Below are 26,623 nucleotides of genomic sequence, written 5' to 3'. Positions count from 1 at the left end.
TTTGTCACAAGAAAAATACTTTAGAGATGAACTGGCTTTTTTAAAAGAGCAAGGGGGAGCTTTTACAGAAGTGCATCCCCAGCTATCCCGTTTTTTGCAAGGGAAAAATACAGATCCAGATGTTGAACGGTTATTAGAAGGATTTGCTTTTTTAACAGCTCGCTTACGGGAAAAGGTCGAGGATGAATTTCCAGAGTTAACACACTCGATTATTAATATGCTATGGCCCAATTATTTACGGCCAGTACCTAGTTTTAGTATTGTTCAGTTTTTACCGATCGAAAAAGCGATCAGTGTTCGTCAAATAATTAAAGCCAATACTGATGTTGATAGTGGACCTGTGGCTGAAACTGTATGTCGATTTAAAACGTGTCGGGATATAGATATTTATCCATTAAAGCTTACTGATGTGATGACGACACATAGTCGCGAATCATCGACTATTGATTTGCAATTAAATGTGTTAGGTGAGCAAAGTTTAGCTGATATTAATCTTAAAACATTGCAGTTTTTTCTTGGTGGTCAGCATTACAGTGCACAGATGCTTTATTTATGGCTGAATCATTATTTATCACATATTGAATTAATCTGTGGCGATAAGCAGTTTTCTATTCCGGCATCACATTTTAGAAGCCGTGGTTTTGATAGTGCTGATGCGGTGATGCCATATCCAAAGAATGTGTATGAAGGTTATCGAATTTTACAAGAATATTTAACGTTTCCTGATGCGTTTTTATTTGGTGATGTAGAAAATCTAGATCGCTTTATTACTTCAGATATGGGGAAGGTGTTCCATATTCGGTTTGTATTTTCAAAGACATTGCCTACGGATGTTCGTGTTCGTGACGAATGTTTTAAATTATTTTGTACACCCGTCATTAATTTATTTGCTCACGATGCTGATCCTATCGATCTTACGGGAAAACGTTCTGAATATAAGATCATACCGTCAAGTCGTTTTCCTGCACATTTTGAGATATTTAGTATTGATCATGTACAAGGTAGACAAGAAGCACATGAGTCGCGAGTGCGAGGTCAAAAACGAGTTTATACCGCTTTTGAAAGCTTTCAGCATGAAATTGAGCGTTCTCGTCATCGCTTAGCTCTTTATTATCGTGCCAGAGTTAAAGACAGTATGCGTAATAATGGTTTTGATCATTATATTTCGTTTGTGCGTGGTGATGAAACTCAAGGGATCGGATTTAGTGAAGCTATCTCATTACAACTAACTTGTACTAATAGACAGTTACCGTTGGAATTAGGTTTGGGGGATATTTGTGTTCCGACCAATAGTTCACCATCGTTTGCGACTTTTTTTAATATTACGGAGCCAACGCAACCTTTAAGGCCGACTTTAGATGGCAGTTTATTGTGGACGTTGATTTCTAATTTATCACTTAATTATCTTTCATTATTATCGAAAGATGCATTGTGTTCTGTGTTACGTGCATATGATTTTAGAGCACTTGTTGATCGACAAGCTGAGCGTGTTTCAAAACAACGTCTTGATGGAATTGTAAAAATAACATCTAAACCAATAGATAGAATTATCAAAGGGTTACCTGTCAGGGGTTTACAATCTGAGTTAGAGCTTAATCAAGAGGCTTTCAGTTCTGAAGGTGATTTGTATTTATTTGGCAGTGTATTGAGCCGATTTTTTTCCTTATATGCCAGCATAAATTCATTTCATGAGCTTATTGTGATTAATAGTGTGAATCAGGAACAGTATTCATGGGGAACGCAAGTGGGTCTACAACCCTTGATTTAATGTTTGATGATATCGATTTAACATCAGAAAAAGTAGCGATATTACAACAACAAGCTCGCTCTTATGATTTTTATCAATTAGTTGAGTTATTACAACGTTTAGCGGATCAAGATCCTGATAGTGAAGGTTGGGAAACTAATTGTCGTTTATTGTTTAAAGCTAATCCGAGTTTAGGGTTTGCGGCTAGCGATATTTCAAAATTAGAGTTATTAGAGCAAGGCGGCTTTTGTATTGAAACTAATTTTTTTGGACTAAATGGTGCGCAATCGCCTCTGCCTGGGTTTTTACTTGAACAAATAGCGACAGAAAGTGAAACCGGTGTACGTCGTCATTTTCTTGATTTTTTTAATAATCGGTTATTGGCGTTGGTTTATCGTATTTGGCGTAAATACCGCTATTACATTCGTTTTCAAGAAAATGCAAGTGACGGATTTTCATCACAATTATTTGCTTTTGTTGGTCTTGCTGATGATGAATTACGTGGTGAAACGGCTATTAACTGGGGAAAGATGCTGTCTTATGCAGGTACATTAGCCGGCAGAAGTCGATCTCCTCAAGTTGTTGCTGGGATTATTTCACATTGTTTTGATTTAGAGGATGTTTCTATTCGGCAGTGGGAAGAGCGTAGTGTGGTGATTCCTTCTCATCAGCGTATGTGTCTCGGTATGGCAAACAGTGCGTTAGGTGAAAGTACGATCATCGGTTCAACAGTTCGAGATTGCACTGGTAAATTTGTTATTGAAATTAAAGGGTTGACTCAAAAACGATTTAACGATTTTTTGCCTTCGGGTAAAGAATATCAATCATTTTGTAAGCTAGTTGAATTCATTCTTCGTGAGCAGATGGCATTTGATTTGGAGTTAGAACTCAAAGAAGACGAAGTGCCATTATTAAAGTTAGGGAAAAATTCAACAATGTCGCTAGGTTGGTCCTCTTTTTTAGGTCAAGTTGATAAAGATCGTAACGTTTGTATTCAAGTTCGTCAGTAAAAAGGATAAACGCATGGCTGAACAAACACTACTGAAATTAAAAATCACTAATACACAGTATTTAGAACCAGGTTTATCTGCAACAAAAGAGTTTATTGCTGACGGTGGAACGATTGGTTCAAGCTCGTCAAGTGACTGGTGCCTTACAGATCGTAAAGGAAGGTTAGAGTCTACTCATTGTCGTATCTCATTAATAGATGGATATTTTTGTATAACAGATGTTTCTAACCAAACGTATATTAATGACGCTCGAATGGCTATTGGTTGGGATAAACATGCTCGATTAAATGAAAATGATGTTATCTCCCTTGGTCCTTATATGATTCGTGTCTCTATAGATAATACCTTTAGTGACAGGGATAGAGACATAGAACATATGATCTCTGACTCAAAACATCTTGATTTGTTTGGTGAAGAGCTAGATTTAACAGTTGAAGAAAAAGAGTTGTCTATTGATGATCCTTTAACGGCATTAGATGTATTAAGACGCAATCTAGAGACTGAATCGGCGCTACAGCATTCGCAATCGAAGACCGAATCATTACTCGATAGTCAACAGCAGTGGTTTGGTCATGATAGGACAATTCAAGCAGATACCGACCGTGATCCCACTTCAGCTATTTCGTTGAGTGGCTTTAAATCGAATCCATATGAGGATTCAACGTCATTCACCGCAGCAACATATATTAACAAGGATAAGATAATGGACGATAACACGCTGGATTTACTTGAAGAGGAAATGAGTCGGAACTTTTCTTACTCCAATAATCAATCTACCGTAATAAATGACGAAAATCATTTATTAACAGGTCCATTATTTCGTGGGTTGGGTGTACGAACAAGTAACAGTGATAATCTTGCTGAAATGCAAATGCTTTCTGAAGAAATAGGAGCGTCATTACAGGCTGCGGTAAAAGGACTGATTGAACTTCACCAACAGGTCAATACTAGTCGCTATGGTGTAATGAACAAAAACCTACAACCGATTGAAGATAATCCTCTGCGATTAGGATTGACTTATGAAGATACCGTACAGGTTATGTTTGATAATCAGCGTAGCTTAGTGCATTTATCCGCTCCTGCTGCGATTGAAGAAAGTTTACGTACTGTTAAAGATCATAACGAAGCGGTACATATTGCGATTAATGATGCCTTAAATCAGATTATACAAGCCTTTTCACCTGAAGTTTTAATGCGTCGTTTTTTACGTTATCGCCGTCCAGGGCAAACAATGAATGTGTCATCTGAAGCATGGGCTTGGGATATGTATCAGAGTTACCACAAAGAACTAACATCAAATCGTCAACATGGTTTTGAAAAGTTATTTTGGGAAATTTTTGATCAGTCTTATGACAAGAACCTGCGAGAGAAACAGCAGGAGGTATAGACGGTGAAGATCTCTTATTTGATGCATGCTGTTATATATATATGGTTATTATTTCTAGTGGGATGTAGTTCTAAATACGATCCAGCTTTAGAACCTAGCACCGTAACCATAAGTATGGTGACCACTGATTCTATAAATATAAATAATAATGAAGAAGCATCTTCTGTTGAATTAAAAGTTTTTGAACTTGAAGATGATTCAATGTTTAATTCGGCATCTTATGATCAATTAGCGTTGGATTATAAAAAGGCATTAAAAAGTAATTATGTTGGTGACTATGATTATGTTTTGTTACCCAATAAATTCAAATTTATTGAAAAAATAAAATTAGATGAAAACACTCGTTATATCGGTGTAATGGCATTTTTTTCAGATAGTGATCATAGTGACTGGAAAAAATCGGTAAAAGTAAAAACATTGGGTAGAGATTATCATCTACTTATTTACATAAAAAATAATCAAGTGATGTTGGACAGGGTTGAGTAATATGTCATCTAGAAGCCGAGTTATATGGAATGAAGGGCTATTTATAAAGCCTCAACATTTTCAACAGCAGCAACGCTATTTTGAAAGCGTGATCGATGAAAGACTTAACTCTGTTAGTTTATATTTATATGGCATAACAGAATTAAGTTTAAATTTGGAATACTTAAGTTTTGGTCGTATTGCAATAGAACGAGTCGTCGGAATTATGCCTGATGGCACATCGTTTAATATTCCGCAGCAAGATTTATTACCAGATGCATTAGAAATTATTGATAGTTCTCTTGCGAATCAAATTATTTATTTAGCTATTCCGTTACGTAGTGATTCTCTGGCTGAAGTAAGTTGGAATGATTCTACTAATATGATGCGGTATAAATCGAAGCGCGAAGAAGTGAGAGATATTCAATCTATACAAGGTGATAGTTGTTTGATTGATGTTAGTTCGACAAGTATTAAGTTAATGCTAAGTAAAGATGATCGTAGTGCATATGCTTCTATTGCTATCGCACGTATTTTAGAAAAACGGCCAGATGGCAGTGTGATGTTAGATGATAATTTCATTCCTTGTCACCTTAATGTAAAAGCGGTACCTCGCTTGCAACGCTTCATTGGTGAAATTGCAGGATTAATGCGGGAGCGAGCAAAAAATATTGCGTCACGCATTGGCTTATCAAACCAAGGTGGGGTCGCGGATGTCGCTGATTTCATGTTATTGCAAATGTTAAACCGAACTCAACCTAAGTTACAGCATATTGCGTATTTGCGTAATGTTCATCCGGAAGTGTTATATCAAGAGCTGACGTCTATTTGTGGCGAGCTTGCAACATTTACTGATGAAAGTCGGGTGGCAGCAGAGTTTGGTAGTTATGATCATGATATGCCTGAATACTCATTTATTCCGGTTATGTCAATGTTGCGCCAAGCGTTAAGTATTGTACTTGAACCTCGTGCGGTATCAATCCAATTACATAAGCGTAAATATGGCCTTATGGTGGCATCGATTCAAGATACTAACCTTGTTACAGATGCAGAATTTATATTGGCGGTTCGTGCTCGTATGCCTCAGGATGAATTGCGTAAGCTATTTATGCAACAAACAAAAATAGCATCTGTTGAGAAAATACGTGAACTTATTTCTTTGCAGTTACCAGGGGTTCCATTATCACCATTGCCTGTTGCCCCGCGTCAGTTGCCTTACCATGCTGGTTATACATATTTTCAGCTTGATAAGACCAGTGCAGCATGGGAAATGTTTGTTAATTCGAGTGGTTTTGCGTTCCATGTTGCGGGTGATTTCCCTGATCTTGATCTTCAATTTTGGGCGATTAGGAGTTAATTACTATGGATAGTGTAATGAAGAAAGCTAACCATATTCGCGAAAGTAGCTATGATGATTTGTTGTTTGATAATGTAAACAATATTAATCAAGACCAAGATTTTTGGTTTCAGCTACGTGGTAATAGCATTAATTTATTTATTGATGCAGCGACACCGTTATTAGGTATGGCTTTACGTATTCGTCATTTGGGAAGCTGCGATAATATTGAAGCAATTTATCATCAAGCCGTTGAAGAAATTAAAGCGATTGACGTTGAGCTAACCGAAGCCGATCATGAGCATGCTGTTATTTTAGCTTATCGTTATATTCTATGTTCATTTATTGATGAAGCAGTAATGAGTACCTCTTGGGGGGCGGATAGTGCTTGGGCTGAACATTCATTGTTAACTCGGTTTCATAATGAAACATGGGGCGGAGAAAAAGTTTTTTCTGTTCTTTCACGGCTAGAGGCAGAACCAGAACGATACCAAGAGTTACTTATGTTTATCTATCTTTGCCTAACATTAGGTTTTGAAGGTAGATATAAGGTAATGAATAACGGTAAAGAAGCTTTTGATAAAGTTATTGCCAATCTTTATGAAATTTTGCGTCGGTTAAAAGATAAAGAGCCTCAGGCTTTAACATTTGCTACAGAGCACGTGGCTGCTAAAAAATATAAGTTAACCAAGCAAATACCTCTTTGGACTATATTTTCTGGATTTTCTTTATCTTGGATAGTTATTTTTATTGTGTATTCAGTTTTATTAAATAATAAATCAATCGATGTTTTAACGCAGCTTAATCACATTCTTCAATAGGATATTACCGTGATCAGAATTGAACTTCCTGTGCTAATTAATAAATTAAACGCACAAACCAAACTTGCATTAGAACAAGCGGCAGCATTGTGTATGAGCCGTGAAAGTAATGAGGTTACTTTTGAACATTTTTTATTTTCTCTTTTAGAAAACCCATTATCTGATGTGCGAGTTTTAATAAACCATGCTGGCTTAAATAATGACATTATTAAGCAAATGTGTGGTGATGCAATGCCACATGAAATAGGTAACGATACTTATCCTTCTTTTTCACCTTTGCTGGTGGAGTTATTACAAGAAGCATGGTTACTTGCATCAACTGAAATGAATGAAGTTGAATTACGTTCAGGTATTATATTTTTAACGGCATTAATTCGTCCTGATCGTTATTTGGCCTTCAATTTAATTAAAGCGTTTGAAAATATTAATCGTGAATCATTTCGTAAACAATTTGCGTCTTTAGTCGTGGAGTCATCTGAGACCGCTGTGATTGATTCGACGTCAGGAAAAGCGACGGCAGTTTTAGGTCATGACAATAGTACTCTTGCTCGTTTTTGTTCAAATTTCACTGAACAAGCTCGTCAAGGAAAATTAGATCCTGTGCTTTGTCGTGATAATGAAATTAATTTAATTATTGATATTTTGTGTCGTCGTCGTAAAAACAATCCAATTGTTGTGGGTGATGCAGGTGTTGGTAAAAGTGCCGTTATTGAAGGGCTTGCTTCGCGCATTGTAGCAGGAAAAGTACCAGAATCACTGCAACAAGTAGAATTGTGGGCACTTGACCTAGGTTTAATGCAAGCGGGCGCTTCGGTTAAGGGTGAATTCGAAAAACGTCTAAAATCAGTATTAGATGAGGTAAAGCATTCGGCGACCCCTATCATTTTATTTATTGATGAGGCCCATACAATGATAGGGGCTGGTAATCAAGAAGGTGGTGGTGATGCTGCTAATTTACTGAAACCAGCTTTAGCTCGTGGTGAACTTTGTACGATTGCGGCGACCACATGGAAAGAATATAAGAAGTATTTTGAAAAAGATCCTGCATTAACGCGTCGTTTTCAATTAGTAAAACTGGATGAGCCAACAACAGAGCAAGCTGTTGATATTATGCGTGGTCTTCATAGTGTTTATGAAAATGCACACAATGTATTGATTAGTGATGATGCTTTACGTGCAGCGGCTGAGTTGTCAGCTCGTTATGTGTCTGGGCGTCAACTACCCGATAAAGCGATTGATGTGTTAGATACCGCTTGTGCGCGTATCGCAATTAATTTAAGTGCGCCACCACGACGTATTTCAGAAATAGAGAGCCGTTATTATCAGCGCCAGTTAGAAATAAAGATGATCCATCGCGAGCAGCAATTAGGATTATCGATAGATGAAGATCGTTTAGCTGTTTTGATTGAAACTGAAAATACAGAACAAGCTGAATGTGAGTCGTTGTATCAAGCATGGCAACAACAGAAAATACTAGTGACTGATATTATTGAGACGCGTCGACAGGTTCTTTTTCCTGAATTAATAGCAGTAACGGATAAGCCTGAGTTATCTGCTGATGAATTACGAAATAGGTTAGTAGATCTTTATGTTCAACTTGAGCTAATTCCACATGATAAATTGCTTATTTATCCAGAAGTAGATGCAGCGCAAATTGCTCAAGTTATTGCTGATTGGACAGGAGTACCTGTTGATCAGATGAATACCGATGAATTAACTAAAATAACTGAATTACCTCGTATTTTAGGCGAAGCGATTAAAGGTCAAGATGTTGCGATTGCAGGTATTCATCGTCATTTGTTAACTGCTCGTGCAGATCTTCGTCGTCCAGGACGGCCTAAAGGGGCTTTTTTATTAGTCGGGCCTAGCGGCGTCGGTAAAACAGAAACTGTCATACAATTGGCAGAGCAACTCTATGGTGGTCAACAATTCTTAACCACCATCAATATGTCTGAGTATCAAGAGAAGCATACAGTCTCTCGTTTAATTGGCTCTCCTCCTGGTTATGTTGGTTTCGGTGAAGGTGGCGTATTAACGGAAGCTATGCGCAAAATGCCTTATTCGATTGTATTGCTCGATGAAGTTGAAAAAGCACACCCCGAAGTATTGAATTTGTTTTATCAAGCGTTTGATAAAGGCGAATTAGCGGATGGTGAAGGTCGTGTTATTGATTGCCAGAATATTGTGTTCTTCTTAACCTCAAATCTTGGCTATCAAACTATTGTTGATTATGCCGAGCAGCCAGAATTACTAGAAGAAAAAATGTACCCAGAATTGGCTGCATTTTTTAAGCCCGCATTATTAGCTCGCATGGAAGTCGTACCATATCTACCACTTGATAAGGAGGTATTGAAGCAGATTGTTCGCAGTAAGTTATCACGATTAGAGAAATTATTGGCAACTCGTTATAAAGCTGAAGTAATAATCGATCATTGTCTAATTGAAGAGATTTTACGTCGAGCGACACGTGCTGAAAACGGTGCGCGTATGCTAGAAGCGATTATTGAAGGGCAAATGTTGCCTCCAGTTTCTTTGGCTTTATTGAACCGACTTGCTCATCGTGAGGCGATCACTCGTATCCGTTTGACCGTAGAGAATGGACAGTTCTGTGGTGAAGTGGAGTAATTGTCATGCAACAATGGCTTCATTGTATATCAGCACTAATTAGTTATAGAGATAGAGTAAAGCTGGCTGACTTTTATAATCATACATTAAAAAATAAGTTAGCGTTAACCGCCAGTTATGTTGTCTATCCGACAGATGATGGTCGAGCTTTACATGCTGCTGATAATAAAGATTGGACATGGGATGTGAGTGATTTTGATCATCCATTTTCTCACGTCTTACAGCAAGCATCATTGATTTTACTTGATCATAAGCGGTTAGTTTATTGGCAACAAAATAAGGAATTTAAACAATTAGCTGAACTGGTTGATACCACGAGTAGTTTATTAATTGCCCCATTATTTAATAATCATAAACAAATTATTGCAATTCAAGTCTTGATCGGTAAACAGGACATTATCAATGGATTGTTGACAGACGATAATTGGCACGAGTTTAGTGATGCATTTGTTGCACAATGGACGTTACTCAAAGATATGGAAATGCAGGACTCGCATAAACAACAATTGAGTGATTCTATTGTACGCTTGAAAGCCCAGCAACGAGCAAAAGATGCATGGTTAGATATGACATGCAAGCTAATTGGCAGTAGTACTGTTATGGAGCAATTGCGTGAACAAATAGCAATGGCTGCTAGTTCTAATCTCGCGGTGCTTATTCAAGGTGAAACTGGCTCAGGTAAAGAGTTGGTAGCGAAGGCTGTACATAGTTTGTCATCACGACGAAATAAGCCGTTTGTTGCGATTAATTGTGCAGCGATACCTGAAAGTTTGCTGGAAAGCGAGTTATTTGGTTATGAGAAAGGAGCATTTACAGGCGCATTGATAAGCCGTAAAGGCTTGATCGCTCAAGCTGATGGTGGTTCATTATTTCTAGATGAAATGGGTGAGTTACCCTTAGCTTTACAAGCTAAATTATTGCGAGTATTGGAAACATATCAGTATCGACCTTTGGGATCGAATAAAGAGCAATCATCAAACTTTCGTTTAATTGCAGCAACTCATGTCAATTTACGTCAGAGCGTGAATGATGGTGGCTTTAGGCAAGATCTTTATTATCGTATATACCAATATCCACTATTAGTACCAAATTTAAACAGTCGATTGATTGATATTAATGAGTTAGCAACTTATTTCATTCGTCAATATAACGATCGTGAGCAACGTAATATTTTAGGTTTGTCACCCTCTGCACTTAATAAATTGAAAAGTCTGGATTACCCGGGAAATGTACGTGAATTACGTTCATTAATTGAATTTGCTTGTGTACAAACTCAGTGTGATGTTTTGATTGAAAAATCAGCTTTTACCACCAAGTTACCATTGGGCATAAAAATAGCTGTAGATAAGTTTGTTACTAATGGCAATGATTTTACTGTGATTGATGATTTACGTACAGCTTTGGAATCTTACGAAAAAGCCATTATTTGTAATCGATTAGAACAGTATAACGGTGATCGTGCTAAGGCCGCTGAAAGCTTAGGACTTCCTAAACGTACACTGGCACACAAATGCCAAAAGTTGGGGATTCAAAATAGATGATAATAAAAAGGATAATATTATCGTTAAGCTTGATTTTGTTGCCAAGCTTAGTATCGGCACAACCTGATTTATTAATTACGCTAGATCAAGCTCATCAGTGTCGAGATATTGAGTCAAAGCTTAAACGTTTGCAGTGTTTTGATGAAGTTTTTGATACGCCAATGGCCATTAAAACATTGGCAGGACTTAATTCTGTGCAATATCCGCCATCTTGGATACGTGCCGTTAATAGTGAAAAAAGTCGTGGCTCAAAAAAAGGATTTATTTTAAATCAACAAGATGAAAGTAATAAATTATCAAGTGTGTGGTTAACGGCAACGGCAACAAATGTTTCGTCACAATCTAAGACTCGGGGTCCAATTTTGATGCTGACTTGTTTCGAAAAAATTAGCCGTGTCCAATTAATATTACCACAGCCAATTAAAGCTGGGCGAGTCACTATATCCATTCCTGGATCACCAGTAGTGACGCAAAATTGGATCAGTGATGACAGTGGTTATTTATTGCGTTCAGGCCGTGGAATACCCGCAATTGATGCAATAAAGGCGATGATTTCTGCTCCACAATTGATATTACGCTCAGATATAGCCGGTATTGATAATGTAGAGTTTGATAATAAAAATCTTGCTGAGGCTGTTAAGCCAATGCGAGAAATTTGTCGTTGGTAGGAGTATTAAATGTCAATGACAAGCTTTAGAGAGCAACTGCTTACTCCAATAATGACAGACAATCCTGTTGGTGAGCGCTTGAAAGATGATCCTCAGCTGAATTTTATTGATAGTCAGATGATGAAAGTTGGCTCCCTCGCTCATGGTGAAGTGCAATGGGAAAAAGTTGAAAAGAGTGCCGTAAATTTACTCTCAACAAAATCGAAAGATATCAAATTACTGACAGTGTTAATACAGTGCCTGCAATATAAACCTACGCCTGAACGCTTCACTTTATCTATTGGTGTGTTGGTCGATTTTATCTCGTGTTTTTGGCTTGAATGTCAACCAAGACCAGGTGAACGTGGTGCTGTTCACCGTAAAAAGTTTTTTAATCAAATTTGTCAGCGAACATATGTCGCTACAGATAAATTAGACAGTACTTTGTTTGATGCTGATCTTAAAACCGAGTTAACAACGTTGTTACAAGAGCTTTATCTGCATGCTGAAGGGCTGAAGTTACCAATAGAGGTTATTGATGATATTAATGCACGTTTGCGCCATAAATTAGCGCAAGTCGATAGTACATATAAAGTTAATGATCCAAAGGTAATAGCCCCCTCAACTATAGATTCGTGTAGCAATGTCACAACATCAGTACCGATACCTAATTTAGACATCGATAATAGCAGTGATCGTAATTTTAAAATATCACTCCTGAAAGCAGTTGAATGTCTTTCTGATCTTGGCGGTGATGGTGTGATGTTAAGTCTCCGTATTCGTCGTTTTGCAATGTGGTATTCAATTCATAGTTTACCTGATGCCAATATGAATGGAGAAACGCAGTTAATGCCCGTTTCATTGGATCGTATTAGTGATTATGAAGATGGCTTACAGCGTGGAGCTGATATTGAATTGTGGCGTCGAGTGGAAGAAAGCTTAACTAAAGCGCCTTATTGGTTAGATGGGCATTATTTAAGTTACCGCATCGCAATGGCGCTGGAAGAAGACACATGGGCAGAAATTATTAAAGATGAATTACACCGTTTTATGCAGCGATTACCAGCATTGAAAACGTATTTATTTAAAGGAGGGGTTCCATTTATTAGCGAAGCGACCTTGACGTGGTTAGATACCTCTGTCGGTGATTTCAATATTGCAGAAGTTAACCAAATCGGTTGTTGGAATGATAAACGTAATGAAGCACTTGTACTCGCACAAGAAGAGGGAATTGCACCTTCTCTTAAAATGCTTAATGAGGGGTTATCACAAGCGACAGAACCACGTGATGCCTTTTATTGGCGGTTATTATCAGCCGATGTGATGAAGGCTAATTCATTGACCGCAATGGCAGCAGAGCAATATCAGACTTTACATCATCAAGTAAATGCAATGTCGGTTACAGAATGGGAACCCGCATTAATTAAACAAATTGAAAATAATATTGCAGCAGAATAACCACAGGGAAAATATAAAATGTGGAATTTAATAAGATCAATCGGCTTCAGGCTTGCTTCAAGTTTTAAAACATCATTACCTGTGATTATGTTAGCAACATTTATTCTAATAAATGTTGCTATCTGGTGGGCGGGACCTTGGTTAGACATTGAAGGTCAGCAACCTTTAACGACAGTCACATCTCGTGTTGTCTTGAGCATTATTTTTTCGTTGTGTTGTTTTACAATATGGGGGTTTATGCAATGGCGTAACTTACAACGAATCAATAAAGATAAAGCGCGTGAAGAGAGATTAGTTGAAGATCCTATTAAACGTTTAGAAGCTCGTCAACAGGTTGAGCTAAACCAAGTAATGGGAGAGCTAAAACAAAATTTAAATAAACGCAATTATCTTTATAGTTTGCCTTGGTATTTGGTATTAGGATTAGAAAATGCAGGTAAAACTAGCTTAATTAACCGTTCAAGTCAGAATTTTGTTTTTTCTAGTATGATGCGAGCATCAGGGAAGAAAAGTGAAAATCCGTATTCTTTTGATTGGTGGATTGGTGATGATGCGGTATTGATTGATCCTGATGGTGAATTATTGACGCAACGACAGAATGAAGAGAATAATGATGGAGAAATGGAACGACGTTTATGGCTTAACTTCGTTAATTGGCTAGATAAAACGCGGTCACAACGACCATTAAATGGCGTTGTTATTGCTCTTGATATTGAGCATCTTGCGAGTTCAACTGTTGCTGAGCGTCGTGCATACGCTAATTTATTACGTGCTCGATTACGTGAGTTGATGGAAATATTATCAACACGAATGCCCGTATATATTGCATTGACTAAATTAGATCTGTTGCATGGTTTTGAACCTTATTTCCGTAGTTATACTCAAAGTCAACGTGAAGAGGTAATGGGATTTACTTTTTCACTGAATACTGTAAAAGATTTTGATCATTGGTTAGCTGAATTTGACCAAGATTATATTCAATTTATTGAACGTATTAATGATTCTTTACCTTTGGCATTGCGCCATGCTGTTGGTGCTGAAGATCGTACGGCTATTTATAGCTTTTCTCGCCAAGTTGCAGGGTTGCATGATGTCTTAAAGCAGTTACTAGAAGATGCTTTTGCAAGTGATCAATTTTCAACACCGGCGTTAATTCGTGGTATTTACTTTATGTCTGTCTATCAGCAAGGAGTACCAACGGATGCATTTGTTGATGCCGCATCTCGTCGTTACGGTTTATCAAATACAATTAATAGTGCGCAACACTCTAAAAACTCAACTACTTTTTTTGTAAAAAAACTTTTTAATGAGATTATTTATCCAGAAGCGGGGATTGCATCTGACAGCCTGCGAGTTATTCGACATAAAGCAAAAGTGCTATGGATGTCGGTATTAGCATGTAGCATTGCATCTGTATTATTAATAGGGGGGTGGCAGCGTTATTATACCCAAAATATTGCTCATGAAAATGCAGTGCTTAATCAAGTCAGTCAATTTAAAAATGAATATTCAAACGTTAAATTGATGCGTTCAGAACAAGAGTTATTAGCACCATTAAATTCAATTCGTCAAGCAACATTAGAGTTTGGCGTGTTTCAAGATAAGCCTAAGTATGTTTCTGATATCGGGCTTTATCAAGGACATAAAATTGGACCTAAAGTTGAAGAAACCTATTTAGGCTTACTGCAATTTCGATTTTTACCAGCATTAATGAAACAGTTAGCGGTGGATATTAAGAGTGCGAATTCAGAGCAGCAAGAGTTATCCGCATTACGTGTCTTTAGAATGTTGACAGATCGAAGTGGACGACAAGATAATGTTGTAAGGACGTACTTCGCACAAGTTTGGCAGAAAAACTTTCCTAATGATGCTCAAACTCAAGAACAATTACTTGCACACTTGGATTATTCGTTAGCATATACTGATTTACAAGATCTTCGTAATACAGGTAATACAAATGCGATTTCGGTGATGAGACCGTACGATAATTTAATTGAAAGCACTCAACGGGATCTTAGTTCAATAGGTTTAGCTGAGCGTGTTTATAACAGTTTAAAACGTACGGCAGAACACACATTAGGAGCTCCTCTTAATATTAAAAAAGCGGTTGGTCCTGTATTTGAAGTGGTATTTGGTCAGCGAGTGCAAGATAATGCTCTGAATATTCCGCAAATATTAACTAAAAAAGGCTTTAATAGTTATTTTTTACCCAAAATAGAGTCATTGTCAGATGTCGCGCTTGTTGATAGTTGGGTATTAGGTGAATCAACAGTCGCAACGTTTAGCGCAGAAGATAAACAAGTGTTACGTCAGAAAATTCGTAATTTGTATGTTGATGATTATGTAAATACATGGCAGTTAGCATTAAATAATATTGAGATTAAATATTTTTCAGACATTAATGAAGCCGTAGCTGTTTTGAGTAATATAGTTGGACATAAACAGCCAATAGTGCGTTTTATTAAAACTGTTGATATAAATACCCAGCTATTTCCAATGTTACCCAAAAATGATAAAGCACGCTTGGCGTTGATGACATCATCGCAATATAACGTGGCGTCAATGATTGCAACACCGTTTACTGATATTGATTCAATTTTAGACAGTAATAGCAAACAGCCCGCATATATACAAGAAGTGATGACTTCAGTGCGGCAGCTATACTATTATATGAAAGCGATTCAAGATGCGCCAGACAAGGGAAAAGCAGCTTTAGAAGCAACGAAAGATAGATTAGGATTAAAAGAAAACGATCCTATTTATACGTTGCAGCAAATGGCAACTAATTTACCTAAACCACTTGATAGTTTGGTTAAAGAAATCGCTGAAGAAAGTTGGTATGTGATTAAACAAGAGGCGATTAAGTATGTCGAAGTACGTTGGCAACGTGATGTTTATAAAGAATATCAAGAAAAATTGGCTTCTCGCTATCCATTTAATAATCATACCTCGAAAGATGTATCGCTGAAGGATTTTGAAACCTTCTTTGCGCCTAATGGCACTATGGATAACTTTTATAATAATGACTTGAAACTATTTATTGATGATAATATTTCAATGGATATGAGCAATAATAACGAACCGTCATTATTACGCAGTGATGTGCTTAAGCAATTTGCTAATGCTAAAAAGATCCAACAAGCATTTTTTAATCGTAAAGGCATATTAGATGTTGAGTTTACACTTGAGCCCATTAATTTAAGTGCTAACCAACGCCGAAGTGTGATCAATGTTGACGGCCAATATATTGAATATAGTCATGGTCCTCGTCATCCAGTAGAACTCATTTGGCCTAATACACTCCGAGATACCTCAATATCAAAATTATCATTAGTACCAATATTGGCGAATTTATCACCGCGTGCTATTACCATTCAAGGGCCATGGGCATTTTTCCGTCTTCTTGAGCGAGGGCAGGTTGTAAGTGCGAGTGAAACAAGTGTTGATTATAGATTTTCGATCAACGGTGGCAATGTTGTTTACCGTCTAAATACGGAAGAGGACGCTAATCCATTCACATCATCATTATTTAAGAACTTTAAATTGAGTAAGACACTTTATTAATTAAGTATCTCTTTTAGATATTAAAGTTACTGATTTATTAATGATAGAAGAAGCTGCCTTGTGCAGCTTTTTCTCTATATATGCTTAGGTAAAATATTACGATAATTTTTAGTTTAACTTTAACATCATAATCAACAGGTATATTTGAGTGTAGTAGCATATTAATTGTCAGGATGGCTGAAGAGCCCCGTCGATATAACCGACATTATCTTAATCCAGATTAAAGATTTTCAGATGTAGTCACGGTATTATTCATATTAGCTTAGCGTTTATGATAACAACACATAAAAAAGAACAGCTCAATAATGCTGTTCTTTTTGTTTTTATGGCGTTGGTGAAAATAAGACGACATGATATTTAAGAGGACGTGATTTGAGTACTTTATTTACAGAAGCCCGTATTGGCAACATGGCATTAAAAAACCGCTTTGTTCGTAGTGCAACATGGGAAAATATGGCAACAGAAGATGGCCATATGACCGATAAGCTTTATGCTATTTATGAAGAGCTTGCACAAGGGGAAGTGGGGCTGATCGTAACGGGTTATGCAAATATTGTCGAAGAAGAAAAACCCAATGCTGGCATGATGGGGATGTATAACGACTCGTTTATCGAAGAATATCAAAAACTGACTGATCTTGTTCATCAATACGATTCCAAAATCGTGATGCAACTGGCTTATGGTGGCACTAAAACCACTTACAACCTTGGCGAGCGGGTGATCTTTGCACCTAGTGCGGTGTGCGAGAAAGGCACTCAAACATTAGGTCAGGCTATGACTCAAGCTGACATTGATTATATTGTTGAAGCTTTTGCATTAGCGACTAAACGTGCTCAAGATGCGGGTTTTGATGGTGTTGAAATTCATGCAGCACATACCTATCTAATTAACCAGTTTCTAAGTCCATATTATAATCAACGTGATGATCAGTATGGTGGTAGCCTTGATAACCGTATGCGTTTTCTATTAGAAATTTACGCTAAAATTAGAACCTTAGTCGGTGATGATTTCCCTATTTTAGTTAAATTAACCGCCTCTGAATTCTTTGAGGGTGGATTAACATTTGCTGATACGCGTCTTATTTGTAAAAAACTAGCAGCGGTTGGTGTGGATGCGATTATCATCTCAGGTAACGTGCATGGTAAGGCTGACACCATGGTGGGCGAGTCTTACGATGGTTATACTATTGAAGCTGAAGGCTACTTCCATCAATACGGCGACATAATCAGCCAAGATGTTGATGTGCCAGTGATTACTGTTGGTGGTTTGAGTGAATTTGATGCTATTGAAGCGATGGCAAACAATACTGGTATTGAATTTTTCGCATTATCACGTCCATTGTTATCTGAACCTAAGTTAATTAAACGTTGGTTAGAGGGTTATAAGGCTGACGTTGAATGTGAGCGTTGTTCAAAGTGCCGTACCCGTCGTGGTAATTTCTGTGTAGTAAATAAAACCCGTAAAGCAGAATTAGCCCGCTTATAATTGACGTTATTAATTTGTTTCCTAAAAAAGAGCTAACCTTTGTGTTGGCTCTTTTTTACTTTTAGAGCAATACATATCAACATGATTACCTTTGCATCGTGGTGAGTATTAATTTATAGTATGGCATATTGTTATTTTGTTAACATATAACTAACAGTCGACTATGGATAATGTATTTATCGTTCAATGGATGAAAGGGTGAAAGTAATGCAACAAAAGATCTGGTTATTGATATTAGTCATTATCACTACGGTAGGTTGTGCTAATAATCACCAAATAGTAAAACCTAAGACATTTGAAACATATGAAGACTTTCATCCAGGTCCAAAGGATGGTGTTGATTTAGTGTGGGCGCAACGGGGTATATTTAATCAGCGCTCATTACAACGTAAAATAGCAAAATACGATAATATTATTTATGATCAAGTACATATCATGCTTGATAAAGAAAAGAGTGATCACTTATCAGAAGCTGAAATTATTATGATAAAAGATTATTTTATCAATCAGTTAAAATCACTTAATACAAAGTTAACCGTTGTTGAAAAGCCACAGCCAAAGACATTACGAGTTACGATTGCGATTACTAATGTGCAAACACCGAACCCTATTTTAGCGATCACAAGTAGCGTATTACCTGTAGGGTTGGGGATCTCAACCATTTCAAAAGTGCTTACAGGCGAGCATACCAATGTTGGTTCAGCGTCAATGGAAATATTGATCAGTGATGCGACAACAGGTGAGCCTATTATGGCGGCTATTGATCGTAAAACGGGTAATAAAGATTTTAGTACGATGATTGATTCTTCTGATGATATAAAAGATGCAATCAATTGGTGGGTAAAGCGACTATCTATTACTCTTGCGCAATATAAACAGTAATCGTTTAATAACAATATCAATACCAACAAAAGAGCGGCTGTTAAATATTCATTAATAGCCGCTTTTTTTGATTTAGTTATTCAACAGGATACCAATAACCAATATTAATTAACTGGGTTAACATGGCTAGAAATGCTGGATTATCAAGTTGTTCGCCTAATTGTGCGTGAGTGATTTGTTCTTCATCACACAATAATTTAGCGGCATCAGCACACTCTGGCGGTAATTGATATTGCTCACCATTAATATAGACAAGGTGAGCTTGATCGGGATGATAAAACGCACGTAAACCACCAATACGTTTAAATGCTTCACCGTCTTCTAAGAACTGATAGGTTTCATTATTTTGCCATGGCGGCTCAGATGCCATTACATCAAGTTCATGACGATTTTGCGTTAGATGTTCGCCTAACCACTGTTTTAATCGTTGAGGGTCATCAAGCAAACTGCGCATCATGTTTTCAAGATCTTTGGCTTCTTCTGCCAAAATAGCACCGTTGTTAGCACGAGCTGGTAACGCTGGATTATGATAGTGCACATCACCAATATCATTCGCAATCACAAAGTCGGCAAAGCTGCTTAATAATTCTTGTTTCTTAGGTGAGCGGAAACCCACTGAAAAACTCATTGATGTTTCAATGGCGTAACCATCATGTGGGAAACCTGGTGGAATATATAAAATATCACCGGGTTCTAAAATATCGTCAATAATAGGATCAAAGCCTTTTATTTGACGTAATGCAGGATGACGACATTCTTCTTCGTAGTCATCTTTTTTAGGGCCTACGCGCCAATGACGTTTACCTGAACCTTGAGTAATGAATACATCATATTGATCGATATGAGGACCAACACCGCCGCCTGGGGTTGAGTAGCTGATCATTAGATCGTCCAGTAACCAACCGGGTAATTGACGAAATGGGGTGATCAGTTGCGCTGCACCTTCATGCCAATGGTTTGCCGCTTGAACAATGAATGACCAATTATCTTTAGGGGTATCATCAAAAGTCAGTGGCCCATGACGCACATCCCAAGTGTCAGCTAATTTAGCGATATAACGCGAATCAACGTCCTCTTCCATTGCGAGTCCAGCGAGTTCATCCGCTGAAATGGGATCGACAAAGTTTTTAAAACCGCCTTTGATAATGGTGGGTTTCTTTTGCCAAAACTCGGCAAGAAATTCTTCAAATGAAAACGTCAATTGATACATATTATTCTATTTTTTGTTGAGCTGGATGGCGATTATAACGTAATCCGTTTTTAGAGATAGTATTTGTTTTTGGGAATGAATATGTCGATATAAGAAATGATAATCTATAAAAAAGCGCCAATAGCGGCGCTTTGAATAATTAGCTTTGTATTGCAGTCGGTTAATGTTTGCTTACGCGCCAGCGAAGTGTGATGCCATATCTGCTTTTTGGGTAAGCGTGGTAAATATTTCGTTGGTGACTTTTAGTGCATTATCCGTAGCGGTTTTTTCAAATTTATTAATTAAAGCGGTTGCTTGTTGTGGGTGCTGTTTATAAATAGTTAAGTATTTCTGTTCCATTTTTTTCTGAGCAATCGCGGTATCAGCTTCGTATTTATCGTAGGCAGCACGAATAATCGGTTCATTTTGTTTCCAATTTGCCATGCCTAACGTTTGTAGTTTACGCATGTCCCAGAAGATAGAACCATTACTTGCGACATCAGTACCGATATCGTAGCCATAGGGGATCTCAGTTGTTCCTTGATAGAAAGGAATGTAAACTCCAAGCGCCGTCATACCTAGGTTAATGTATTCAGTTTCGCCGATTGCAATCGGTAGGTTTGGACGTACTTCAATGATATGTGATTCAGCGCAACGGAATACTGAAATTGGACGATAGTGACCGAGTGGATCTGCATTTGCATATGGGTCCATCGCTGTGCCTTGATAATGGTTACGCATAATTTCTTCTACTTTTTGGAGTGAGATTTTATGTGTAGGTGTTAAGAAGACAGGGTAGTTTGGTTGGTCGCGATCAATTTGTGTTTTAAGGCTTGGGTTTAGAATATGTTGTGCAATCCATACGCGAGGGTAGTTATAAGTGATGTTTTCTTGGCCGCCAGTAGTGGCATAAGCATCATGGAAATCAAAAGGTTGATTAGCCTTGGTAACATATAAACCATGTTGTTCAGCAAAAGAAACTAATGTTGGAGAGGCGAGATAATCACTGTTATTCGGTAGATATTGTTTTAAACGTGATTGGTTGCCTGAAATGAAATAAGCATCTTTAGGTATTTTACGTGCCATCCATTGATGACCGCTGCCTGTTTCTAAATACCAAATTCCGGTTTTATCAATAAATCCAACCCCAAAGCCTTGTGATGCGCCACGCTCTTCAATGATTTTACCTAGTAATTCAACACCTTCTTTGGCACTGTGAATACGAGGTAAAATCACATTTTCGATTGAATCTTCATTAATACCATTTTTAGTATTATAAGGATCGGCGGTCAATGCGGCTTTTCGGTTAGTCAGGCTTTCGGTTGAGGTAATACCCACGCCCGCAGAATTTAAGCCCACTTCACCCATGGTTTTATCATGAGTATCCCAATCCTGCATTGATGTATAAGCCAATGACACTTTAGGGAATGGATAGGTAAAGCCATCAGTATTGGAATGGAATTGCCCTTTTTCATTAACAGCATGAGGATGAAGAACAAAGTGTTTAGCCCATACCGCTTTATAGTCTTCATTACGTGCCATGTAATAGGCACCATTGGTTGAGGCTTGATCACCAACAAGAAGAGTTGTACAGGCACTTGCCGCTTGAGTGCCAAGTAAACTGGCAATTGCACACGCTAATAAAGGTAGTTTTTTCATGGTCGTTAATTAGGTTTATAAAATGAACATTTATTCTATTCTTGCTGTAATAAATAACCATATCAGTAATGACAATCTCATCTTGTTAATTTTCAGTTCATTTTTCAGCCGTAAACACTAATATAATAATTCAAATCATAAAAAGCTAAGAGTGATATAACACTTGCGAGGTTGATGTTTTTTTTCATAAAATGGTTTTTTATGTTAACGAACCGCTTCCTATGCCCAATTTTTCTTTGAATAAAATACCTGTTGGCGTCAGATATATGCTGATGTCAGCGTTTGCCTTCGCATTGATGTCGAGTTGTGTGAAATTAGTCCACACTTATGGTATTCCCGTGTTTGAAATTGTAGCAGCGCGTGCGTTGGTATCTCTGCTTATTAGCTATGCTGACGTCAAACGTAAACGGATTGATATCTGGGGCAATAACCGTAAGTTATTATTAACTCGTGGCGTTACAGGTTCACTGTCATTAATTTGTGTTTATTATGCGGTTTCAACTTTACCTTTAGCTGAAGCGACCATTTTACAGTATCTCAACCCCGTTTTTACAGCAGTATTAGCGATTCTTTTCCTAAAAGAAAAAATCCATATCAGTACCATTATTTGTATTTTTTGTTCAATTATTGGTTTGTTATTGATGGTGGGGCCAGGACTAACGCTAGATCATGTTCAACAATTACCGCTATTTAGTATAGGTATTGCATTGTTAGGCGCATTTGGTAGTGGTGTGTCTTATATTATTGTTAAGCAGTTGAGTAACACCGAGGATAGTTCGGTAATTATTCTTTATTTCCCATTGATTGCGTTGCCGTTATCAGTGTTATTACTGGGTGATGATTTTGTTATGCCAACCACAGAAGCGCTGTTCTTACTACTCTTTGTGGGTATTTTTACTCAGTTTGGTCAAGTGGGTTTAACCAAAGCAATGAAAGTAGAAGTGGCAAGCAAGGCAACCGCATATTCTTATATTCAAGTCGTGTTTTCGATTGTTTTAGGTTGGTTGGTCTTTAGTGAAGTGCCATCGACATGGACATTAGCGGGTGGGGCGATGATAGTACTCGGCGCATTAGTGAATGTTATTGGTAGTTTACGCGCTAATAAAGCAAAAGCGGCAATAGTTTAATTTTAACTGATCACTTAAAAACCCTGTGATGTTTAATGCTTATTGATTAAATATCACAGGGTTTATTTTTATTAGTTATTACCTTTTTTTGATTTTATATGAACAACAGAGGTCGGATTATTAAAAATCTTACCGTGTTTAAAGCCTTTAAATGTGCCTAATGCTGCTGTAACCCACGCTAAGATCAAGAATGCAAAGAGGATAATAGAAGCCCATTGAAAAGCGGGTAAACCAGTATGAAGTGCTAATTGTGTTGTGCCTGTTACACATGTACCCACGGGGAAGGTAAATGCCCACCATGTTAATGCAAACGGCATTTTACGACGCATAGCACGTAGGGTTAATAATGCTGCGACACAGAACCACAACATAGCAAAGCCCCAAATCGGCACACCATATAAAATCGACATCACATTCATTGCACTCGCAATAGGTTCATTGACAGTAAACATCGCCGCTGTACCTAAACAACCCGCCGCAGTAATTGATTGACCTAGCGGACCTAATACAATCCATAACGTTGGCACACGTGCACTGCCTGATGTACCTGAATGTGCTAAACGACTCCAGATCAATGTAATAATAATGACTGATGCCATTAAACTCATACCAAAACACGCATACATGCCATAGAGTAAGGTTTGTTGTGCTGCAGAATGGGCCATATGTGATAAGAACATTGAACCGATAGTGGCTGATACCATGGGTGGAACAACAGGCATTAACCAACCACCAAAGGCGGCATCGTCATGTACTTCATTATGAGTAAACAAACGGTATGGAATAATAATAGCAGTAATAATACCGCTGATTGTACCAATCCAAAATAGTGGCCACGCAATATTAAGGGCAAGACTTTGGCCAAGAACATGAGGACCTAATAATAGTGTGCCACCAGCAACGGTTAAGAATGCCATTGGTGGTGCGCCAAAGAATTGAGACATCACTGGATCGTTAAATTGACGTTTAATAATATGGGGCTTGGTGATTGTTTGATAGCTTTTGATAATGGTCATAACGATCAGCATCGCAAATGCAATTAACCAAACAACCGTTGCAAATCCAATTAAGTCTTTGCCTATAAAAGGTAATCCAACAGCAGCATTAGCGATAATACCTGTACCCATGACGGATGCAAACCAGTTGGGACCCATTTCTTTTTGTAATTCGATTTGTTGTTTATTTGTTGACATAAATATACTTTTCAATGAGAGAGTTTTTACAAATAGCGTGCAATATTTCTCTTTTTAATAGGAGATATAATCTTATATCTTTAGTTTTTATATTGTGTGCTTATAAATAATGTACTAACTATAACGTCATTTTTGATTTTGTAAAATTGAATATTATTAATAATAGGTTAATAATTATTTAACCTGAATTTTTAGTTATTATTTTTGCATGACTATGGGAGGATGTATTATATGTTATTGTATTTTAATATGATTTATACGAATCACTGTTGTAAAATTAGTTTTTGGTAATATTAAGGTTTAAACAATGATTAAATTAAATAATGAACACTATTGTGGTGAGATTAACATTGATTCAAAAGTAACAGGTTATGGGAAAGTACAAGGTTATTCATGGTGCTTATCATCAACCTCGACCACTATTGTTATAGAGATCGCTGAAGATCAATCGATAGACAGTAAAAGCTTGCCACTTGTGGGTTATGGTTGTGGTGGTTGGGTTTATGAGCAGTCATTAACTAAAAATGAGAATGATATCTTAGCCATAATAAATACTGCAATGATGTTATTCCGTGAGAATAAAATGACGTATTTTCCAGCAGTAACATGCAGTTGTAGTGATTTGTAAAATTATCAATTTAGTTGTGAAATTTATAATGTTGTTGTTTTTTGTGAACCAAATCAAAATATTGAATACAAGAATGACTCTGTAGTGATGAATATATGCTATTAATGAATAAATAATGATAGTAGCAGATATGTGTAATGGCTAAATATCAATTTTTTTGTTTACCCAATTCAAATCGTGAGAAGTTCACCTATTTGGATATGGCAGATGAGCAATTTATAGAGCAGAAAAAACAATTATTGGCAGCGGGGTTTAAGGTTGAAGATGATGTAATTTTGGCTGAAACGGATGAAAAAGCTGTTGAGCATTTTAAGTCAAACTTTATCTATGTAATGGAAGAATACAATAACGCTAATTTTATTACAGCATTGATTAACGCTATTATTAATGGCTATAAAAGTGTTTTTAATAAAAAATAATACGATACTAATAAGAAGTTATTGATATTCAGACCATCAATTTAAGAGGCGTTTCATTAAATGATTTTTTCAACAACAGAAACTGTTCCTGGACGTGAGATTATCGCTATACTTGGTGTAGTTACGGGTAATATTGTGCAATCAAAGCATATCGGCCGTGACATTATGGCAAGTTTAAAAGGTATTGTCGGCGGAGAACTGAAAGGATATACCGAAATGTTTAATGAAGCCCGTAGTCAAGCGATGGCTCGATTAGAGGCTGATGCGACAACGTTAGGTGCTGATGCTGTTGTCGGTATTCGCTTTACTACCAGTGCAATTATGGACGGTTCATGTGAACTATTAGTATTTGGTACAGCAGTAACATTGCAACAGCCACAAGCATAGATCACTAAAGGCTAATTATTTAAGGATGAATAATGACTCGGAGGGATAATGAGTAATTTTAGCCATAATATAGCCCCCTATATTAAAACAGAAATGACCCGTTCATATCGGGCTCAAAAGAAAGGCGATTCTGCTGCTGAATTTAGACATTTAGAAAATGCACATGTCTTAGGTCAAGAGTCAACGTATTGGCATGTTAAGGTGCATTATTTAATGTTACGTTGGGCATTAAGACAGCGTGATATAAAAGAAATTATTGGACAGCTTGTACGTATTGTTGGTGCCGCATGTTTAACCGCTATTGATGGCGTACCAATAGGTAATACGGGTGGCAGCAATGTGCATTCGTTAAAAGTGATGCCAATATCAGCAGAGCATGCTGAGATTATTTTGAAAATAAAAGCGTTATCGCGCTAATTAATGACAGTAATAGTAGGAGCGGCGATAATTATTCATACGCTCCCTCTTATTTCTTTATCTATCAATATCATTAGTTAATTAGATAAAAAGTGATTCATTATTCGTTAATGATCACCTGATTGATAACGATAGCTTCACATGGAACATCTTCATGCCCTTGTATTGTTGCAGTTTTTACCTGTGCAATATGATTAACAATATCCATTCCAGCGGTTACATCGCCAAAAACGGTATATCCCCAGCCACTGTTTGTTGTCGCTGTATAATCAAGACAATCGTTATCAGCGAGGTTAATAAAAAATTGTGCGGTCGCAGAGTGTGGCGCATCGGTACGTGCCATTGCAATTGTACCAATAGTATTTTTAAGACCACGATTTGCTTCATTTACAATTGGATCGCGCGTTGGCTTTTCTAGTAAATCTTCAGTATGACCACCACCTTGAATCATGAACTCATTAATAACACGATGAAAAATGGTATCGTTATAAAAGCCGTCACGACAATATTGAATAAAATTACGTACAGTAACTGGGGCTTTTTGTTTATTAAGGCTGATGTCGATATTGCCGACATTGGTGATCAAAGTAATGTTTGTCATGATAATTATCTAGTTAAGGTGGTTGCTCGCAGTAT

General features: G+C 37.3%; 22 protein-coding genes. 18 read left to right on the top strand and 4 right to left on the bottom strand.

The window, feature by feature from the left end; translation table 11 throughout:
* Position 1 precedes the first annotated feature (1 nt).
* From tssF to C9J51_RS10755, 13 genes are all read left to right on the top strand, one after another.
* Complete coding sequence (gene tssF, locus C9J51_RS10815; protein ID WP_045040419.1) at positions 2 to 1,768, top strand: type VI secretion system baseplate subunit TssF; 1,767 nt, start codon at positions 2 to 4, stop codon at positions 1,766 to 1,768.
* On the top strand, positions 1,732 to 2,757 hold the full coding sequence (gene tssG / locus C9J51_RS10810) for a type VI secretion system baseplate subunit TssG (protein WP_045040420.1): 1,026 nt from the start codon (positions 1,732 to 1,734) through the stop codon (positions 2,755 to 2,757). The genes tssF and tssG overlap by 37 nt, the downstream gene beginning before the upstream one ends.
* Positions 2,758 to 2,770: 13 nt before the next feature.
* Positions 2,771 to 4,144, top strand: coding sequence for a type VI secretion system-associated FHA domain protein TagH (gene tagH / locus C9J51_RS10805; protein WP_045038346.1), 1,374 nt, complete (start codon positions 2,771 to 2,773; stop codon positions 4,142 to 4,144).
* 21 nt (positions 4,145 to 4,165) lie between these two features.
* On the top strand, positions 4,166 to 4,630 hold the full coding sequence (gene tssJ / locus C9J51_RS10800; protein ID WP_045038347.1) for a type VI secretion system lipoprotein TssJ: 465 nt from the start codon (positions 4,166 to 4,168) through the stop codon (positions 4,628 to 4,630).
* A 1-nt stretch (position 4,631) separates the two neighbouring features.
* The gene (gene tssK / locus C9J51_RS10795) at positions 4,632 to 5,966 is read left to right on the top strand and encodes a type VI secretion system baseplate subunit TssK (RefSeq protein ID WP_045038348.1); all 1,335 of its coding nucleotides are present in this window, start codon (positions 4,632 to 4,634) and stop codon (positions 5,964 to 5,966) included.
* Between the two features lie 5 nt (positions 5,967 to 5,971).
* Positions 5,972 to 6,766, top strand: coding sequence for a type IVB secretion system protein IcmH/DotU (gene icmH, locus C9J51_RS10790; protein WP_045040421.1), 795 nt, complete (start codon positions 5,972 to 5,974; stop codon positions 6,764 to 6,766).
* 9 nt (positions 6,767 to 6,775) lie between these two features.
* Entirely contained in the window at positions 6,776 to 9,391 is a 2,616-nt protein-coding gene (tssH, locus tag C9J51_RS10785) for a type VI secretion system ATPase TssH (RefSeq protein WP_107275040.1), read from the top strand.
* Positions 9,392 to 9,396: 5 nt separating this feature from the next.
* Positions 9,397 to 10,932 (top strand): sigma-54 interaction domain-containing protein, encoded by a 1,536-nt coding sequence (locus C9J51_RS10780; RefSeq protein WP_045038350.1) that lies wholly within the window; start codon positions 9,397 to 9,399, stop codon positions 10,930 to 10,932.
* Positions 10,929 to 11,600, top strand: a complete 672-nt coding sequence (gene vasI, locus C9J51_RS10775) for a type VI secretion system-associated protein VasI (protein ID WP_045038351.1) — start codon at positions 10,929 to 10,931, stop codon at positions 11,598 to 11,600. Before C9J51_RS10780 ends, vasI begins: the two co-directional genes overlap by 4 nt.
* Before the next feature lie 9 nt (positions 11,601 to 11,609).
* On the top strand, positions 11,610 to 13,037 hold the full coding sequence (gene tssA, locus C9J51_RS10770; RefSeq protein WP_045040422.1) for a type VI secretion system protein TssA: 1,428 nt from the start codon (positions 11,610 to 11,612) through the stop codon (positions 13,035 to 13,037).
* Positions 13,038 to 13,055: 18 nt separating this feature from the next.
* The gene (gene tssM, locus C9J51_RS10765; RefSeq protein ID WP_045040423.1) at positions 13,056 to 16,601 is read left to right on the top strand and encodes a type VI secretion system membrane subunit TssM; all 3,546 of its coding nucleotides are present in this window, start codon (positions 13,056 to 13,058) and stop codon (positions 16,599 to 16,601) included.
* Between the two features lie 372 nt (positions 16,602 to 16,973).
* Positions 16,974 to 18,086: an NADH:flavin oxidoreductase gene (locus C9J51_RS10760; protein ID WP_107275038.1), complete on the top strand. Its 1,113-nt coding sequence runs from the start codon at positions 16,974 to 16,976 to the stop codon at positions 18,084 to 18,086.
* Positions 18,087 to 18,293: 207 nt separating this feature from the next.
* Positions 18,294 to 18,968, top strand: coding sequence for a DUF3313 domain-containing protein (locus C9J51_RS10755; RefSeq protein ID WP_045040455.1), 675 nt, complete (start codon positions 18,294 to 18,296; stop codon positions 18,966 to 18,968).
* 76 nt (positions 18,969 to 19,044) lie between these two features.
* Here C9J51_RS10755 and C9J51_RS10750 read toward each other — a convergent pair whose 3' ends face one another.
* Together C9J51_RS10750 and C9J51_RS10745 are read right to left on the bottom strand one after the other, a co-directional pair.
* Positions 19,045 to 20,178: a ribosomal protein uL16 3-hydroxylase gene (locus C9J51_RS10750; protein ID WP_045040425.1), complete on the bottom strand. Its 1,134-nt coding sequence runs from the start codon at positions 20,176 to 20,178 to the stop codon at positions 19,045 to 19,047.
* A 171-nt stretch (positions 20,179 to 20,349) separates the two neighbouring features.
* Complete coding sequence (locus C9J51_RS10745; protein ID WP_107275033.1) at positions 20,350 to 21,816, bottom strand: C69 family dipeptidase; 1,467 nt, start codon at positions 21,814 to 21,816, stop codon at positions 20,350 to 20,352.
* A 221-nt stretch (positions 21,817 to 22,037) separates the two neighbouring features.
* On the opposite strand from C9J51_RS10745, the gene C9J51_RS10740 reads away from it, so the two are divergent.
* Positions 22,038 to 22,943 carry a DMT family transporter gene (locus C9J51_RS10740; protein ID WP_082064251.1) on the top strand — a complete coding sequence of 302 codons (906 nt, stop codon included), beginning with the start codon at positions 22,038 to 22,040 and terminating at the stop codon, positions 22,941 to 22,943.
* Between the two features lie 71 nt (positions 22,944 to 23,014).
* On the opposite strand, the gene C9J51_RS10735 is transcribed toward C9J51_RS10740, so the two are convergent.
* A complete protein-coding gene (locus tag C9J51_RS10735; RefSeq protein ID WP_045038357.1) occupies positions 23,015 to 24,136 on the bottom strand; it encodes a TDT family transporter in 1,122 nt (373 codons plus the stop codon).
* 307 nt (positions 24,137 to 24,443) lie between these two features.
* On the opposite strand from C9J51_RS10735, the gene C9J51_RS10730 reads away from it, so the two are divergent.
* From C9J51_RS10730 to C9J51_RS10715, 4 genes are all read left to right on the top strand, one after another.
* Positions 24,444 to 24,764, top strand: a complete 321-nt coding sequence (locus tag C9J51_RS10730) for a hypothetical protein (RefSeq protein WP_045040426.1) — start codon at positions 24,444 to 24,446, stop codon at positions 24,762 to 24,764.
* Between the two features lie 137 nt (positions 24,765 to 24,901).
* A complete protein-coding gene (locus C9J51_RS10725) occupies positions 24,902 to 25,183 on the top strand; it encodes a hypothetical protein (protein ID WP_107249979.1) in 282 nt (93 codons plus the stop codon).
* Between the two features lie 60 nt (positions 25,184 to 25,243).
* On the top strand, positions 25,244 to 25,570 hold the full coding sequence (locus C9J51_RS10720) for a heavy metal-binding domain-containing protein (protein WP_045038360.1): 327 nt from the start codon (positions 25,244 to 25,246) through the stop codon (positions 25,568 to 25,570).
* A gap of 48 nt (positions 25,571 to 25,618) precedes the next feature.
* Positions 25,619 to 25,987, top strand: coding sequence for a DUF3703 domain-containing protein (locus tag C9J51_RS10715; RefSeq protein WP_209428665.1), 369 nt, complete (start codon positions 25,619 to 25,621; stop codon positions 25,985 to 25,987).
* A gap of 100 nt (positions 25,988 to 26,087) precedes the next feature.
* Here the strand turns inward: C9J51_RS10715 and C9J51_RS10710 are convergent, their stop codons facing one another.
* Complete coding sequence (locus C9J51_RS10710; RefSeq protein WP_045040429.1) at positions 26,088 to 26,588, bottom strand: peptidylprolyl isomerase; 501 nt, start codon at positions 26,586 to 26,588, stop codon at positions 26,088 to 26,090.
* Positions 26,589 to 26,623: the final 35 nt, after the last annotated feature.

The organism is Photobacterium iliopiscarium (assembly GCF_003026395.1).
GTDB classification, from domain to species: Bacteria; Pseudomonadota; Gammaproteobacteria; order Enterobacterales; family Vibrionaceae; genus Photobacterium; species Photobacterium iliopiscarium.
Note: the sequence above shows the minus strand (reverse complement) of the source record. Positions and strands in the feature narration are given on the sequence as shown.